At 38.6% G+C, this 16,070-nt stretch carries 18 protein-coding genes and 1 tRNA gene; 9 read left to right on the forward strand and 10 right to left on the reverse strand.

Features of this window, described 5'->3' with window-relative positions; translation table 11 throughout:
* Nucleotides 1-20: 20 nt before the first annotated feature.
* The 3 genes from H4J50_RS10230 (at nucleotide 21) to H4J50_RS10240 (ending at nucleotide 1,400) form a co-directional block, all read left to right on the forward strand.
* The gene (locus H4J50_RS10230) at nucleotides 21-794 is read left to right on the forward strand and encodes a 1-acylglycerol-3-phosphate O-acyltransferase (RefSeq protein ID WP_182256178.1); all 774 of its coding nucleotides are present in this window, start codon (nucleotides 21-23) and stop codon (nucleotides 792-794) included.
* Nucleotides 794-1,144 (forward strand): ribonuclease E inhibitor RraB, encoded by a 351-nt coding sequence (gene rraB, locus H4J50_RS10235; RefSeq protein WP_108457226.1) that lies wholly within the window; start codon nucleotides 794-796, stop codon nucleotides 1,142-1,144. Before H4J50_RS10230 ends, rraB begins: the two co-directional genes overlap by 1 nt.
* Before the next feature lie 97 nt (nucleotides 1,145-1,241).
* Nucleotides 1,242-1,400, forward strand: coding sequence for a hypothetical protein (locus H4J50_RS10240; RefSeq protein ID WP_182256180.1), 159 nt, complete (start codon nucleotides 1,242-1,244; stop codon nucleotides 1,398-1,400).
* Nucleotides 1,401-1,482: 82 nt separating this feature from the next.
* Here H4J50_RS10240 and ccmE read toward each other — a convergent pair whose 3' ends face one another.
* The 5 genes from ccmE to ccmA are packed head-to-tail and all read right to left on the reverse strand — an operon-like array spanning nucleotide 1,483 to nucleotide 4,299.
* Entirely contained in the window at nucleotides 1,483-1,968 is a 486-nt protein-coding gene (gene ccmE, locus H4J50_RS10245; protein ID WP_182256182.1) for a cytochrome c maturation protein CcmE, read from the reverse strand.
* A complete protein-coding gene (gene ccmD / locus H4J50_RS10250) occupies nucleotides 1,965-2,210 on the reverse strand; it encodes a heme exporter protein CcmD (protein ID WP_182256184.1) in 246 nt (81 codons plus the stop codon). The genes ccmE and ccmD overlap by 4 nt, the downstream gene beginning before the upstream one ends.
* Nucleotides 2,200-2,955, reverse strand: coding sequence for a heme ABC transporter permease (locus tag H4J50_RS10255; protein ID WP_182256198.1), 756 nt, complete (start codon nucleotides 2,953-2,955; stop codon nucleotides 2,200-2,202). Before H4J50_RS10255 ends, ccmD begins: the two co-directional genes overlap by 11 nt.
* Nucleotides 2,956-2,959: 4 nt before the next feature.
* Nucleotides 2,960-3,643, reverse strand: coding sequence for a heme exporter protein CcmB (ccmB, locus tag H4J50_RS10260; RefSeq protein ID WP_108457223.1), 684 nt, complete (start codon nucleotides 3,641-3,643; stop codon nucleotides 2,960-2,962).
* 11 nt (nucleotides 3,644-3,654) lie between these two features.
* Nucleotides 3,655-4,299, reverse strand: coding sequence for a cytochrome c biogenesis heme-transporting ATPase CcmA (gene ccmA, locus H4J50_RS10265; RefSeq protein WP_182256200.1), 645 nt, complete (start codon nucleotides 4,297-4,299; stop codon nucleotides 3,655-3,657).
* Between the two features lie 338 nt (nucleotides 4,300-4,637).
* Between ccmA and H4J50_RS10270 the strand changes: the two genes are divergently transcribed.
* Nucleotides 4,638-5,216, forward strand: coding sequence for a glutathione peroxidase (locus H4J50_RS10270; protein WP_182256186.1), 579 nt, complete (start codon nucleotides 4,638-4,640; stop codon nucleotides 5,214-5,216).
* A gap of 9 nt (nucleotides 5,217-5,225) precedes the next feature.
* Entirely contained in the window at nucleotides 5,226-6,242 is a 1,017-nt protein-coding gene (gene hemH, locus H4J50_RS10275) for a ferrochelatase (RefSeq protein WP_182256188.1), read from the forward strand.
* Nucleotides 6,243-6,361: 119 nt separating this feature from the next.
* On the opposite strand, the gene H4J50_RS10280 is transcribed toward hemH, so the two are convergent.
* The 4 genes from H4J50_RS10280 to pepA form a co-directional block, all read right to left on the reverse strand.
* Nucleotides 6,362-6,571, reverse strand: a complete 210-nt coding sequence (locus H4J50_RS10280) for a cold-shock protein (protein WP_108457220.1) — start codon at nucleotides 6,569-6,571, stop codon at nucleotides 6,362-6,364.
* Nucleotides 6,572-6,876: 305 nt separating this feature from the next.
* Nucleotides 6,877-9,747, reverse strand: coding sequence for a valine--tRNA ligase (locus tag H4J50_RS10285; protein WP_182256190.1), 2,871 nt, complete (start codon nucleotides 9,745-9,747; stop codon nucleotides 6,877-6,879).
* A 21-nt stretch (nucleotides 9,748-9,768) separates the two neighbouring features.
* Nucleotides 9,769-10,245, reverse strand: coding sequence for a DNA polymerase III subunit chi (locus H4J50_RS10290; protein WP_108457218.1), 477 nt, complete (start codon nucleotides 10,243-10,245; stop codon nucleotides 9,769-9,771).
* 31 nt (nucleotides 10,246-10,276) lie between these two features.
* On the reverse strand, nucleotides 10,277-11,782 hold the full coding sequence (gene pepA, locus H4J50_RS10295) for a leucyl aminopeptidase (protein WP_108457217.1): 1,506 nt from the start codon (nucleotides 11,780-11,782) through the stop codon (nucleotides 10,277-10,279).
* Between the two features lie 252 nt (nucleotides 11,783-12,034).
* On the opposite strand from pepA, the gene lptF reads away from it, so the two are divergent.
* Both lptF and lptG read left to right on the forward strand, forming a co-directional pair.
* Nucleotides 12,035-13,159: an LPS export ABC transporter permease LptF gene (gene lptF, locus H4J50_RS10300; protein ID WP_182256192.1), complete on the forward strand. Its 1,125-nt coding sequence runs from the start codon at nucleotides 12,035-12,037 to the stop codon at nucleotides 13,157-13,159.
* Nucleotides 13,159-14,226, forward strand: coding sequence for an LPS export ABC transporter permease LptG (lptG, locus tag H4J50_RS10305; RefSeq protein WP_108457215.1), 1,068 nt, complete (start codon nucleotides 13,159-13,161; stop codon nucleotides 14,224-14,226). The genes lptF and lptG overlap by 1 nt, the downstream gene beginning before the upstream one ends.
* A gap of 87 nt (nucleotides 14,227-14,313) precedes the next feature.
* Here the strand turns inward: lptG and H4J50_RS10310 are convergent, their stop codons facing one another.
* Complete coding sequence (locus H4J50_RS10310; RefSeq protein WP_108457888.1) at nucleotides 14,314-14,814, reverse strand: RDD family protein; 501 nt, start codon at nucleotides 14,812-14,814, stop codon at nucleotides 14,314-14,316.
* 139 nt (nucleotides 14,815-14,953) lie between these two features.
* Here H4J50_RS10310 and H4J50_RS10315 point away from each other — a divergent pair, with 139 nt between their 5' ends.
* Both H4J50_RS10315 and H4J50_RS10320 read left to right on the forward strand, forming a co-directional pair.
* Entirely contained in the window at nucleotides 14,954-15,352 is a 399-nt protein-coding gene (locus tag H4J50_RS10315; RefSeq protein ID WP_162533805.1) for a hypothetical protein, read from the forward strand.
* A 400-nt stretch (nucleotides 15,353-15,752) separates the two neighbouring features.
* Nucleotides 15,753-15,837 (forward strand) — tRNA-Leu (locus H4J50_RS10320).
* Nucleotides 15,838-16,070 lie beyond the last annotated feature (233 nt).

A 16,070-nucleotide genomic window follows, 5' to 3' on the forward strand; every position in this document is an offset into this window, starting at 1 on the left:
AAATTTTCTAGGAATGCCTTTTGTTAGCTGTTATACGTGTCATATTGATGACTTTGGCTTTAGTTATCATCTCTCTTTGTTCAATTTTATTTTGTTTGATCCGGCCATTTCATCGCGATAATGTTCATCATACGGCTAAATATTTAGGCAAAGTTGCAAAAATATTGGGCTTAGATGTTGAGGTAAGAATACCTGAATCAACCAAAAACCTTGGCCCTGTTGTGTATGTTTGTAATCATCAAAATAGCTATGATATTTTTACTGTTAGTAACGCTGTACAACCCGGAACCGTGAGTGTTGGTAAAAAAAGTTTAAAATGGATCCCTTTTTTCGGACAAATGTATTGGCTAACGGGTAATATTTTAATTGACCGTAAAAATAAAAATAAAGCCATGAATACTATTGATATGACCGCAAATAAAATTCGTGAAAAAAAGCTATCTGTGTGGCTATTTCCTGAAGGAACGCGCAGTTATGGTCGTGGTTTATTACCCTTTAAAACGGGCGCATTTCGTACTGCAGCAAAAGCTGAAGTCCCCATTATTCCAGTATGTGCGAGCAATACCCATAAAACCATCGACTTGAATCGTTGGGATAACGGTAAAATGATTGTTGAATTTTTACCTCCGGTTTATTTATCTAGCGAAGATAAAGAAAAAATTCGCACTATAACCAATAAAACACGTAACGATATGTTAGTTAAAATAACACAATTAAGCGACGAAACTGGTCATGAGTTACCACAAGTTAAAGACAAAAATTCACAAAATAAGCAAAAAAGTGAGACAAAATAATGATCGATGAAGAACTACAAGAATGGAAGTTACATACCGAAGAACTCATTGCAGCGTTAGTAGAAGACGGAACTAACGAAGAAGTACATCATACGATAGAGCATCACTTTTCTAGTGTTGATTTTGATGTGCTTGAAAAGGCGGCGATTACTGCATTTAAAAGTGGTTTTGAAATTGAAGAGCCAGAAGAAGCTGAGCTTGAAACAGGTGAGAAGGTTTTTGCTTTTGATATCATTACCGAACAAGCTTTAGATTTTGATATTATTTTTGATGAAACCCAAAAAATGTACGAGCTAGCAAAGCAATGTAAAGTCGATTATGACGGTTGGGGCACATACTTCGAAGAGTAAGTATATCGATTAAGGTTAATGAGCAGATTAAGGCTAATGAGTGTGTGCCTTCGACTTTTGCTTGAATTAACAGTCATTAAAAATAAAAGGTTATCCGATGGATTGGTTAAATACTTTGTTAAGACCTGAAACATTAGCGTTATTAATTCCGATTGTCGCTATCGTTGGTGCATTCTCAGTAGCAGCGCTTAAAGCACATCATAGACATCAAGAGCGAATCGAAAAAATTAAAAACGGTATTGATCCCGATTCATAAAAAAACGCAAAGTGTTAACACTTTGCGTTTTTATTTATTACGGTAACGAATCATTGAAACGATTCAGTAGGCGTAAATAGCACTAATATTTTGGTTTTTCGTGTTTTTTACCCATATCGTCAGCTAGCTCTTTAGGCATGTAGTTCTCATCGTGCTTAGCTAATACCTCACTCGCTTTAATGATACTACCATCAACTAATACCCCGTTCGCTACAATCCCTTGGCCCTCACGAAATAAGTCAGGCAATATGCCATCGTAAGTAACCGTGACCGTTGGATCTGCTTCAGAGAAGCTAATAGGCATTCTCATGTCGGTTAGCTTAAAGCTTACATGCAAGCTTTCGCTATCGCGATGGACACTACCTGGAACAACTAAACCACCAATACGTAATCGTTGACCATTAATGGCTTTTAGACCTGTGTCTTCTTTGCCATTATATATTTCAGAAGGCTTATAGAATAAATCAATATTTTGACTCAATGCATACAAGACTAAACCTGCCACTACACCTAAACCTATGACTAATGACGTTACTATGGTTAATCGTTTCTTACGACGGGGATTCATGATGTTACCTCTTGAGTATTAATATTACTGTCTTTGATTTGTGCTTTTTGTCGCTCGGCGGCTTGGCGTAATTTCGCTTCTCGCTTGATGCGTTGCACTATTTGTTGTTTAATTTTTTTATGGCTATTCATACTAGAAAAAACTAACACTGCTAAAGCAAATATACTGACGCCATAAGATAACCAAACATAAAAGCCATATCCGCCCATATCTAGAAAAGCACTGATACTATCAAACTGCATTTGATTTATCCTCTGAAGTCACCAGGTTACGTACCCAAGGTCGCATACTATTTCGGTTCAATACCTCGGTACGAAATCGAAGGCATATTAACGTTGTTACTAAAAACGAAAACCCGATAAAGCACACTAAAAATGGCCAAAACATATCTGCAGTCATCGATGGTTGGCCTAATTTACTTACCGTAGCGCCTTGATGTAATGTGTTCCACCACTCAACAGAATACTTAATAATAGGTAAGTTAATTACCCCAACTAAAGCCAGAATACCCGCGGCTTTTCCTGCTAAAGCTTTGTCGTCAAAGGCGTTGTGTAAAGCCATAACGCCTAAGTATAAAAATAATAATATCAGTTCTGATGTTAACCTGGCATCCCAAATCCACCAAGTACCCCACATAGGTTTTCCCCATGCTGAACCTGTAACCAACGCGATAAAAGTAAAGGTAGCACCAATGGGCGCCATCGCTGCAGCTGAAGCGTCTGCTAATTTCAATTGCCAAACTAAACTTGATAAAGCCGCAATGGCCATGCCTAGGTATATCCCCATCGATAACATTGCTGCAGGAACATGCAAATAGAAAATTCGAAAGGTATCACCTTGTTGATAATCGGCAGGGGCGAAAAGTAAGGCCCAAGTAATACCTATTGATAAGAAAACAAAAGCTAAACGTGCGCACCAAGGTAGTAATTTACCGGTAAAATGATAGCTAATCTCAGGGTTTGCATAAGGGTGCAGCCATTTCCACATCATATTAATTTGTACTCACTTTAAGCGCTGCACTTACAGCAAAGGGGGCCAAGGTTAACGAGGCAAAAAATATTGCCGCGATTATAGCAAGTTGTCCGTTATAAGGTAAGTTCATTCCTGCAGTATCAATTGCGCTTGTGGCGAAAATAAGTACCGGAATGTAAAGTGGCAATACTAGCAGGCTTAGCAATACACCACCTTTTTTTATGCCGACTGTTAAGGCAACGCCAATCGCGCCTAATAAGCTTAATACCGGCGTACCTAATAATAATGTCAACATTAATGCACCGTAGCTACTTTCCTGCAAATGTAATAATACGGCTAATAATGGCGCGATAAGTATTAAGGGTAAGCCTGTCAGTAACCAATGCGCGACAATTTTGGCCAGTACTAGAATAAATATTGGGTGTGGGCTTAACAACATTTGTTCAAGTGAGCCATCAGCATAGTCAGACTTAAACAACCTATCTAATGAAAGTAGAGTTGATAGTAAGGCAGCGACCCAAATTATACCGGGTGCAATACGCGATAACATGGTGCTTTCAGGGCCAACCCCTAATGGAAAAAGTGTGACGACGATAACAAAGAAAAGCAATGGATTGATAATATCGTCGCGGTGACGAAATGCGATCATTAAGTCTCTTTTTACTATTAAAGCAAAGGCAGCACGATAAGAAAGTTGTGTCATGAATAATTACTCTAGTAAATTCGGTAAGCTAAAGAGACTTTCTTCACTCGCTCGGCAGGCAATGAGAGATCTTGATGTGTAGTGAGTATTACACAACCGCCGTTATTGGCATGTTCAACAAACAGCTGTTCTAATTGCTCTACGCCTAACTTGTCAATTGCCGTAAAAGGTTCATCCAAAATCCAAATTTTAGCTTGGCTCTGCCACAACCGTGACAAAGCAATACGTCGGTGCTGTCCTGCACTTAAATGAGAGGCTAATGCATCTTCAAAACCTAATAAATTAACTTTAGCTAATGTGCTTTCAGCTGTTGTGCTATCTAAGCCATGCAGCGCAAGATTAAACTCAAGATTTTCTTGAGCTGTCATCTCATCTTTAACGCCAGGTAAGTGCCCTAAATACAGTAAATCTTGATGAAATAACTCGCGCTGTTGTGTAATGTTTTTATCTTGAAAATAAACGCCACCATCGTAGGGTTGAGAAAGGCCAGCAAGAATACGCAGTAAACTGGTTTTTCCTGCGCCATTTGGCCCTTCAATTTGCAATATATCGCCAGGTGAAATACTGATGTTAAGCGCTTCGAATAATACACGCTCTTCACGAATACAGGTTAAGCTTTTGGCGCTTAACAAGTTTTTACTCATTGATGGTGTAATTTTATTTTCGATGTTTAGGTTTTGCAAACTGCTTCACTTAACGATTTAATAGATTTTAATAAAAGGGGAATAACACCAGCTAGATATTTATGTTAGTCGATGTAAACATTGCTTATGATACTATATCGCTCAATAAAGGCTAGTAACAGATATTCCGTAAGCTTTCTTATTTTGGGCTGATAATTTACCTTATGTGATCAAAACAGTTACTTCATTCGTATAAACAAATAATTGTATTAACAATGCATTATCCAACACATTATCAAAGTTATGGACAATTCCTTTGCTTGAGCAATTACGATAATATGTTAGTAGCAACAGCGCAAAAAAGGAAACCTATGAGAAACCTTACATTGATTACCCTTATTGCTTTAACCTCATTTGCAGTTAAAGCCCAAAATGATGTTGGTCAGACTCAATCCGAGTATGTCGAATCAACACCTTCTTGTTTAGCGTTTATGAAGCATAGTGAGAAAAAGTTACATGCCAAAGAGAAACTAGATTTATGCCAATTAACCGCTGGTAAGGCAATACTAATTGTTAATACGGCGAGTCATTGTGGTTTTGCTCCACAATTTAAAACACTTGAAAGCATACATAAAGAATATAAAAGCCAAGGCTTAGTGGTTATTGGTTTTCCTTCAAATGACTTTTTTCAAGAAGAAGATAACGAAAAAGATACTGCTGAGATATGTTTTGTTAATTATGGCGTAACTTTTACTATGTTATCGCCTGTGCATGTTTATGGCAGTGAAGCACACCCCATATTTAAAACATTAGCGGATAAAACTACAGCACCTAAGTGGAACTTTTATAAGTACCTAGTGAGCGCAGATGGGAAAACGGTTAAGCACTTTAATAGTCGTGTTAAACCTGATTCAGCAGAATTCACCAACGCTATCAACGAAATTTTATAGAGAACATTCATGTCAAGATACGCAGGGCAAAGTAAAAAAATTCATGATTGCACCTCAAAATCAGGTGTGCTTTTAACGAATTTAGGAACACCAGATAGTCCGACAACCGGAGCGCTCAGACGTTATTTACGTGAGTTTTTATCTGATCCGCGAGTGGTAGAAATTCCTCGCTTGGTCTGGTTGGTTATTTTGCATGGCATTATTCTCCGAGTGCGTCCAAAAAAGTCAGCTAAGTTGTATGAAAGCATTTGGACAGAGCAAGGTTCACCATTATTAGTGATCAGTCAGCAGCAAAAAGCCAAGGTTGAGCATATTCTTACTGAAAAGTATGGCGATAAAGTCATCGTTGATGTTGCTATGCGTTATGGCAACCCATCTATAGGGAGTGCTTTGGAGCGCTTTCAAGCAAGTGGTGTGGATAATATTATCGTATTACCGTTATACCCACAGTATGCGGGTCCCACAACAGGGGCTACTTTTGATGCCGTATTTAATAAAATTAAAACTTGGCGTTGGATACCTAGTATTCACTTTCAGAGTAGTTACCATGATAATCCGCTTTATATTAAAGCCTTAGCACAGAGTATTACTAAGCACATTGAAGTACACGGTAAACCTGATAAGTTAGTTTTTTCTTATCATGGTATGCCAAAGTACTTTCTAGAGCAGGGTGATCCTTATTATTGCTTTAGCCATAAAACTACTCGCTTAGTGGTTGAAGAATTAGGTTTGAATAAAGAAGATTATGTAATGACTTTTCAGTCTCGTTTTGGCAAAGCTGAATGGCTTAAACCTTATACTGACGAAACTTTAGAAAATCTTGCTGAAGAAGGTAATAAGCATATTGCTATTATTAGCCCAGCATTTAGTGCTGACTGCTTAGAAACGTTAGAAGAGTTAGTACACGAGAACAAAGATATATTTATTAAAGCTGGCGGTGAGCAATATCATTATATCGCTGCTTTAAATGATCAGGACGCACATATTGACGTGATGCTTGATTTAATCGAGCCACATATCACTTAATAACCTAGATACTTTAAGCTCACTTATATTTTACCAAGAGCCAGAAACAAAAAAACGAAACATATGTTTCGTTTTTTATTTATCTTTAGTATTAACTAAAGAAAGTTTTGCACTTCAGATTAAGCTGCAACTACGTTTTCAGCTTCAGGACCTTTTTGGCCTTGTTTTACGCTGAAAGTTACCGCTTGACCATCAGTCAAAGTACGGAAACCGTCACCAGAGATTGCACTAAAGTGAACAAAAACGTCAGCGCCGTTTTCTTGCTCGATGAAACCGAATCCTTTAGATTCGTTAAAAAATTTTACTTTACCAGTTACTGTATCAGACATACTAACATTTCTCGCAGATCAAAAATTAAAGTTTAGCCAAAATGGCCATATGCGGAGTAAATGCTCTTTACCTAAAAGAAGGCAAAGAAAGGTTTCCAGTAACACATATTAAAGCGTCTAGGCTGATCATAGGTCTGTTGACCACAAGATCTCTCCTTATCCCGAAACGCAAAAACTCAACGCGAAGTCATATTAACACAATAGAATTTAGGAATCTCTAAAAAATACTAAGATTGATAGACTTTTTTATAATAAAAAAAGCCAGCTAAGATGCTGGCTTTTAAAGTTTATTTTGAATTAACTAATTACATTTCAGCAATTTGGGCTTTCTGGTCAACCATTTTAGCTATAGTAGATTCTGCTTCAGCTAATTTTGCCTTTTCTTTATTAATGACTGCTTCAGGTGCTTTGCCAACAAAACTTTCGTTATTTAGCTTGCCTCGAACACGGTCAGCATCTTTTGATAACTTATCAATGGCTTTATCTAAACGCGCTAACTCAGCATCTTTATCTATTAATCCAGCCATTGGTATTAATAGAGATAAATTGCCAACCACAGCAGTTGCTGAAGCTGGGCCATTATCATCGCTGGCCAGTACAGTAATACTTTCGAGTTTAGCTAAGGCACTAATAAATTGCTCGTTTTCAGTTAAGCGACGTTGATCATCAGCGCTAACGTTTTTCAAAAGCACAGGTAATGGCTTACTTGGGGCAATATCCATTTCGCCGCGAATGTTACGAATAGCAACAATAAGTTGTTTAACCCACTCTAAATCGTCTATAGCGGTTTGATCACATTGGCTTTCATCAAATTGCGGAAAGCTTTGAATCATAATGCTATCGCCAGTTTTCTCAAAGTTAGTCAAAGGCACTACACGTTGCCAAATTGTTTCAGTGATAAACGGCATAATTGGGTGCATTAAACGCAACAATGCTTCTAAAACAGTAACTAGGGTATGACGTGTTCCACGCTGTTGTGCTTCATCGCCTTTAAATAATACCGGTTTAGTTAACTCTAAATACCAGTCACAGAATTGATTCCAGGTAAATTCGTATAAAGCTTGTGAGGCAAGATCAAAGCGATAAGCGTCAAACGCCTCATGTACAGTTTTTACGGTTTGTTGAAACTGACCCATAATCCAGCGATCGGCTAATGAAAAAGTCATTTCTCCTGCCGGTTGGCTTGATGACGTTCGACCACAGTCAAACTCTTCTGTATTCATCATTACATAACGGCTGGCATTCCATAATTTATTGGTAAAGTTACGGTAACCTTCAAGACGTTTCATGTCCCAGCTGATATCACGTCCGGTCGTTGCAACTGACGTTAAAGTAAAACGCAAAGCATCAGTACCATGTGCTTCAATGCCGTTTGGATACTCTTTTCTGGTCAGCTTTTCAATTTTAGCGGCCAACTTAGGCTGCATCATATTACCGGTGCGCTTTTGTAATAAGTCTTCAAGAGAAATACCGTCAATCATATCGAGAGGATCAACAACATTACCTTTTGATTTACTCATTTTATCGCCATTTTCATCGCGAATAAGGCCGGTCATGTAGACTTTTTTAAATGGTATTTGTGATTTGCCATTCTCGTCTTTGTTGAAATGCATGGTCATCATGATCATACGAGCAACCCAGAAGAAAATAATGTCAAAACCGGTTACCAAGACATCCGTCGGATGAAAAGTTTTTAAGTCGTCAGTATTTTTTGGCCAGCCCAATGTAGAGAAGGTCCAAAGTGCTGATGAAAACCAAGTATCAAGCACGTCATCGTCTTGTTTTAACTTCATATCATCGGCAATGGTGTTGTTAGCGCGAACTTCAGCTTCAGTTCGACCAACATAAACTTTACCATTTTCGTCATACCAAGCTGGAATTCTGTGTCCCCACCAAAGTTGACGTGAAATACACCAATCTTGAATGTTATTCATCCAAGCAAAATACATGTTTTCGTATTGCTTAGGTACAAACTCAATTTGACCGTCTTTCACTGCATCAACTGCAGGCCCTGCTAATTTTTCAACACGTACATACCATTGGTCAGTCAATAATGGCTCGATAATAACACCAGAGCGATCGCCATATGGCGCGACTAAGTCATGCTCTTTTACTTCGACTAATAAACCTAATTCGTCGAATTTAGCAACAATAGCCTTACGAGCAACAAATCGGTCCATACCAGCAAACTCTGCTGGTAATTCAGTGCTGTATGCATCGCACACTTCACCTTTAGTATCATAAACTTCAGCGGTGGCTAATACGGCAGCGTCTTTATCAAAGATATTGATTTGTGGTAATTGGTGACGCTTACCTACTTCATTATCGTTAAAGTCATGAGCAGGGGTTATTTTCACACAACCTGTACCTTTTTCCATATCGGCATGTTCATCACCAACAATAGGAATTAAGCGATTAACCAAAGGCAATAATACTTGTTTGCCGATTAAATCTTTATATCGAGGATCTTCAGGATTTACCGCAACACCCGTGTCACCTAATACTGTTTCAGGACGAGTGGTGGCAACGACTAAGTAGTCAAGACCATCTGCGGTTTTCGCTCCGTTGGCTAACGGATAACGCAAATGCCACATATGACCTTTTTTGTCTTTGTTTTCTACTTCTAAATCAGAAATAGCGGTATGAAATTTAGGGTCCCAATTTACTAAGCGTTTACCACGGTAAATCAAGTCGTCTTCAAATAAGCGAACAAAAACTTCTTGTACCGCTTCAGACATACCGTCATCCATGGTAAAGCGCTCTCGGCTCCAATCAATTGAATTACCTAAACGACGCATTTGTTTGCCGATAGTGCCGCCTGACTCTTCTTTCCACTGCCAAATTTTGTCTATAAAACCTTCACGACCATAGTCATGACGAGTTTTATCTTCTTCTGCAGCAATTTTACGCTCAACGACCATTTGAGTTGCAATACCTGCGTGATCACAACCCGTTTGCCATAAGGTGTTTTTACCTTGCATACGTTGGTAGCGAATTAGTGTGTCCATAATAGTCTGCTGAAAAGCATGACCCATATGCAAGCTACCCGTTACGTTAGGCGGTGGAATAGCAATACTGTAGCTGTCACCTTCACCAGTTGGGCTAAAGTAACCTTGTTCTTCCCAACTTTTATAAAGGGATTGTTCAATGTCAGAGGGGGTAAATGTTTTATCCATCAGAGTTTCCGTCAGAAATTTTTAACTGCTTGTATCAATAGTTTGTGGTGCGCTTGCAACTTGGTGAGCTACATTAAAACCCCATTGTCGACAAGTTCGAAAACGGTTTCGAGCTTGTTCTTTTAAGGTGTCATCGGCAGGCACAAAATCTATTAGATGCGAAAATTGGTTAGCGAAGTTGGGTACCTCGCTAGTTAAATTAATTAAAACCGCTCGGCGGTTCTTGGGTGGTTGCCAACTTATTTCGACAGCAGCACCTTGCTTTGGACCTTCACCAATTAAATTGTGTGGTACAAAGCTGTCAGGATCAAAAGCCCATAACATTTCGTCAATATCATGCGCGCTTTGTTGATCTTGAGTATAAATAAATACCCGTTGATTTTGTCGGTAAAAGTGAGCCGCTTGCAAACAGGCATAGTGCAGGTGCAACTGTGCATCAGTTACACCTGTGACTGTACTTTTTTCTTCTATACTGTAGAACATTGCTTGGGTTAGCATGACATTATTCCGCGCATAAATTCACAGAGAATTATTCGCCTTGCTCAGCGCCAGCGCGATTTAATAAAAATTGCGTTAACATGCTTACCGGGCGACCTGTAGAACCTTTATTTTTACCACTGCGCCATGCTGTACCGGCAATATCTAAATGCGCCCAATGATATTTTTTGGTAAAACGCGATAAGAAACATGCTGCGGTTATAGTGCCTGCTTCTTTTCCACCTAAATTGGTGAAGTCAGCAAACGGGCTTTCAAGTTGATCTTGATAGTCGTCCCATAAAGGCATACGCCATGCTCTATCGCCACTTTGCTCTGAAGCATTTAATAACTCATGTGCCAGCGGATTATGGCTACTTAATAAGCCGGTAGCGTGTGCACCTAAAGCAACAACACAAGCGCCGGTTAAGGTGGCAACATCAATAACAAGTTCAGGGTCAAAGCGTTCAACATAGGTTAATGCATCACACAATACCAAACGGCCTTCAGCATCAGTATTTAATACTTCAACAGTTTGACCAGACATCGTGGTTAATATGTCACCAGGACGATATGCATTGCTGCTTGGCATGTTTTCACAGCCCGCTAAAACGCCAATAACATTGATCGGTAATTGTAGTTCTGCAAGGGCATGCATAGCACCTAAAACACCTGCGGCACCACCCATGTCATATTTCATTTCATCCATGCCTGCGCCTGGTTTTAATGAAATACCGCCACTGTCAAAGGTTAACCCTTTACCGACTAATACCAGTGGTTTTGAATCATCGCCAGCACCATTATATTTAATAATGCTCATCAGTGATTCATTAACAGAACCTCGGCCTACGGCTAAATATGAACCCATGCCGAGTTCTTCCATTTCTTTTTCGCCAACTATTTGCGTAGTAACATTGTCGTAATCGGTACCCAAAATTTGCGCTTGTTCAGCTAAATATGCTGGATTACAAATGTTTGGCGGCATGTTAGCGACGTTTTTACAGGTCGTTATACCTTCAGCAATCGCTAATGCATGGTTAATTGCGCGTTCGCCAATCGGTAATTCACGGCGCGTTGGTACATTAAATACGATTTTACGTAAAGGACGACGAGGCTCTTCTTTACGAGTTTTTAAACTGTTAAAGCTGTAAAGGCAATCTTGTGTTGCTTCGATCGCTTGACGTACTTTCCAGTAAGTATCGCGGCCTTTTACGTGTAATTCAGATAAAAAGCATACCGCTTCCATTGAGCCGGTTTCATTTAGAGTACTAATAGTTTTACTGATAATTTGACGATATTGACGTTCGTCTAACTCACGCTCTTTACCACAACCTACTAATAATACGCGTTCACTAAGAATATTGGGTACATGATGCAATAACAGCATTTGCCCCGACTTTCCTTCAAGATCGCCACGACGAAGCAAGTTACTGATATAACCTTCACTGATTTCATCTAGTTGTTCAGCGATAGCCGACAAACGACGTGGTTCAAAAACACCGACGACAATACACGCGCTACGTTGTTTTTCTGGACTGCCACTCTTTACACTGAACTCCATGATGTCTCCTAATTTGACTCAAATGCGTATAAATTATAGAAAATATACTAATAAGCTTGCTAAAAACAGTAAATAATCGCTAAGCTTGCTTTTAATTGTATTCTGCTAAAGGCTATAATTATAGCCGGATTGCGCAGCATTACCTGATAAGCTTATATTTAACTTAATGCTAAAAATAACAAGTTTACGCAAAAAATGGCTGTATGTCAGAAAAAAACTATGTTTTATAGAAAGTTTTTATAGGATCACTTTGTGATTATATTTCGTTATTTACTCAAAGAAGTTGCCAAAACTCAGCTTGCTGTATTTCTTGTCATCATGACAATATTTATCAGCAATAAATTTGTGCGCGTACTTGATGACGCCTCGGAAGGGGGTATTCCAGGTCATTTAGTGATGACCTTTATTGGTCTGAAAATCCCCGATTTGGCTGGCATGATTTTACCGCTGAGCTTTTTTCTCGGCGTTTTATTGGCTTATGGTCGGATTTACGCTGATAACGAAATGACAGTACTGCATGCTTGTGGTGTCAGTGAATGGTATGTGGTGCGTGTGACGCTAATATTGGGTTTTGTAACTGCCATAGTTACGGGCATATTTACGCTGTACTTGTCACCCATGGCTGCTGAGTATGAATATCAAGTTAAAGATCAAATTGCAGCTGACTCGGGGTTAAGCTCGCTTATTGCTGGGCGATTTCAAGCTACAGGTAATAAAAAAGCGGTGGTTTTTATCCATGATAAAAATAGAGATGACAATACCTTTGAAAAAGTATTTGTTGCTCAACTTCCTGATGAAGATACGCCAAACTCAAGTGTTATTGACTCAAGCCTCGTTTATGCGGCTACAGGACAAGTGGTTGAAGAAGAAACAGGTTTACAACGCTTGATACTCTCTGCAGGCACGCGATATCAAAACGATATTAAAAATAAAGAGTTTCGACAAGTTACTTTTGATAAATACTATATTCAAATTCAAGATCAGAAAGTTGAGCATAAACGCCGTAAATTAAGTGCAATACCTACTGATGATCTATACCAAGAAACTACGTCTGAAGCGAGCGCTGAAAGCCAGTGGCGAATTGCCTTTCCATTGGCTTGTATTATCATGACTTTGGTCGCGGTACCGTTAAGTGTAGTTAATCCACGCCAAGGTAAATTTGGTAAAATGCTACCTGCGCTCTTACTTTTTTTAAGTTACTTCTTACTGTTAACGGCAGTTCGTTCAGGCATAGAAAAAGGCTCTGTTGCGCAATATATAGGGTTATGGCCCGTGCATTTTGTGGTGCTGATATTAGGTTTTAGTTTACTGGTTAAAGGTCGCGCTAGTGGACGTAAATTTAAAGCAAAACTAGTCAACAATAAAGGGGCTTCTTAATGCGTATTTTAGATATGTACATAGGTCGTATTATTGCCTCAACTACCTTTCTCACCTTAGCTGTATTTGTCAGTTTAAGTGGCATCATTAAATTTGTTGAACAAATGAAGTCAGTGGGTAAAGGCAATTACGATTTAGCTCATGCTGCACTTTACGTTCTTTATGCTGTTCCGCAAGATGTGTCGTTATTTTTCCCTATGTCAGCTTTAATTGGCGGTTTAATCGGCATGGGTATGATGGCAAGTAGCAGCGAATTGATTGTTATGCAGGCGGCAGGACTATCTCGTCTTGATATTATTAAATCAGTAATGAAATCAGCCTTGTTGTTGATTGTAGTTAGCATGGCGGTTGGCGAATGGCTAGCACCTCAAGGTGAAGCCGCTGCACGTCAAGTGCGTGCTCAGGCAATTTCAGGCGGTAGTTTGATCTCATCAACAGCTGGAACTTGGGCCAAAGATGGCGACTATTTTGTCCATATTGGTGAAGTACAAGATCAAGGTTCTTTAAAAGATGTTCAAATCTACCGATTTAATGAACAACTTAAGCTGTCAAGTTGGGTATCGGCGAGTAGTGCTGTTTATCAAAAAAATGCCTGGCAATTACGCGATGTGATTGAAACTAAAATCAGCGCAAAAGAAATTACTAAAGAGAGCCAAGACGTAATGTCTTGGAGTTCAACCTTAACACCAGACAAATTAGGCGTGGTAACGGTAAAACCAGAATCTTTATCACTGAGAGGGTTAAGTGATTATTTAGATTATCTTGATGCCAACAAACAAGATAAGAGTCGGTATTTGCTCGCATTTTGGCGTAAAATAGCACAACCTATCACCTTAGCGGTAATGTTGTTGGTGGCGTTATCATTTATCTTTGGCCCATTACGTTCGGTCTCGATGGGAGCAAGAATTATGATGGGTGTGGCAACAGGAATTTTATTCTTTATTGTTAATGAAGTGCTTGGCTCGCTGAGTTTAGTGTATCAGCTGCCCGCTATTTTTGGTGCTTTTATGCCCAGCATTATTTTTGTCAGTGTTGCTCTTTATTTAATGAATAGGCGGGCAAGTTAGCAAAGTTAGGTAACTATATACTTAAACATCAAGATGAATATTGTGCCTATTCCTCTTGATGTTAAACAACCTCTTAATGACAAATTATTAAAGCCTGCCACGATTGGCTTCAAGGGTTAACAACACCACTTCAGTATTCGTAAGTCTATCTTGCAGGCTCAATTTATGCTTTCTATCAACTAAAACAGTAAAATTACCCAAGCCAAATAATGTTGGGAATAAACGTTTTAATGCCGTTGTTTTAGTTATTAAACTACCATCTTGGTTTTGAACTTTTAATCGCCAAGCTTTCATTCCTAGAGTTTGCCCGCTTTTAGACCAAAACCATATGAAAAATAATGAAACCCAGCCCAGTTTCCAAAGCTCATTTGGCCAGAGTAACCACGGAGTGTTTCTTATGGTGTCGCTTAAGTGCTGATAACCTTGCAAGTCAAAAACTCCAAAATGAACCATAAGTGAAATAATTAAAAATGAAGCTGCGCCTGCTGTCATATAAACAGCAACTGCGATTAATGCGTCATAAAGCCATGAAGCCAAACGGCGACGAAAACCTGCCCGAGGAAAATGTGAACTAGAAGTTAATGACATAGCCATATCAATAGAAAAATTTGCGCTAGTCTAACAAAAGGCATATAAAAGTATAAGTAAGTGAGCATAATATTTAATTTTCATCCAATTTTAGCTAGCGGATATGAGTTATTAAGTGCGAGCAAAAACAAGGTGCTTAATGATGACTTTATATGAAAACAATAGCTCATTGGAGTTAACAATCGAGGACAACCTTATCTTGATTGAAGCACAAGGCCCTTGGAATATTCAGTACCTAGCTTATTTACACAAGCAGTTGATATGGGCAGTCAAACAAGTTGATCAGCGTAATTATGGTGTATTATTAACACTTAAAGGCGAGGCTATAACTGTAGAAGAGGGCTTAGAGTATCATCTGAATTTCATTCGTAAGAGTAATACAAAAGCTGTAGCTTTAAACCTAGGTTATTGCACAACATCGCTATTAACAGAAAACTTATTTTCTAAAATATATCGAGCGGCTGGTTTTAATCATGCCTTTTTTGATAATGCATTTGACGCAAGAGTTTGGCTGGATAAACAACTGGCCTCTACTTAGATTATTGCATCATGAACAAATAAACAGCACTCAGGCGATAATAAAAGAAAAACTATTGCCAAAGGAGTTATTTTTCGTATAATGCCTGCCTCTTCAGGATGTTTACGATGTAGACATGCTAAAGAAAGTTATAGAAAAAGAATGCCAGCGTGATGAAATTGGTATACATGGGGGATTCAAAATACACTTTGTGTAAACTGTATTTGCAAGTTAAATCAATTAGTTAGCATGTTTTTGGTTATTTAAATCTTGTTGTATAGTGTTGTATAGGTTCGAATAAGTTATCTATGGCAATAAGTTAAAAATATTGTTTTAAAAAATAATTTTTAAAGTTACTTTTTAAAACCTTATTTAGGTTTTGCAAATAGTCGCTCTAAGTGGCTAGATAAGTCTCCAAAATGGCTACGTGATGGAATTGGTATACATAGGGCATTCAAAATGCCCCGCCTAACAGCATGTCGGTTCGAGTCCGACCGTAGCTACCATACTTTTTAAAAGTGTCTTAAATCAGCAATTCTGCTACTCATGTATCGTGTAATTTTACTATTTTCATATACAGGTTTTTAGTGTGGAATATTATGTTATTTGCCTGTTTGAAATTTGTGTCAGCAGTAATATTCTTTTACATTAATAATTAACCTTTGTTCGCTCATTCCTGAACTGACTTTTTTAACTATCAGTACTCATTAACTCGAACCGCCAGCGGTAAGATCAAGCA

The sequence above is a fragment of the Colwellia sp. 6M3 genome (genome assembly GCF_014077595.1).
GTDB lineage: Bacteria > Pseudomonadota > Gammaproteobacteria > Enterobacterales > Alteromonadaceae > Cognaticolwellia.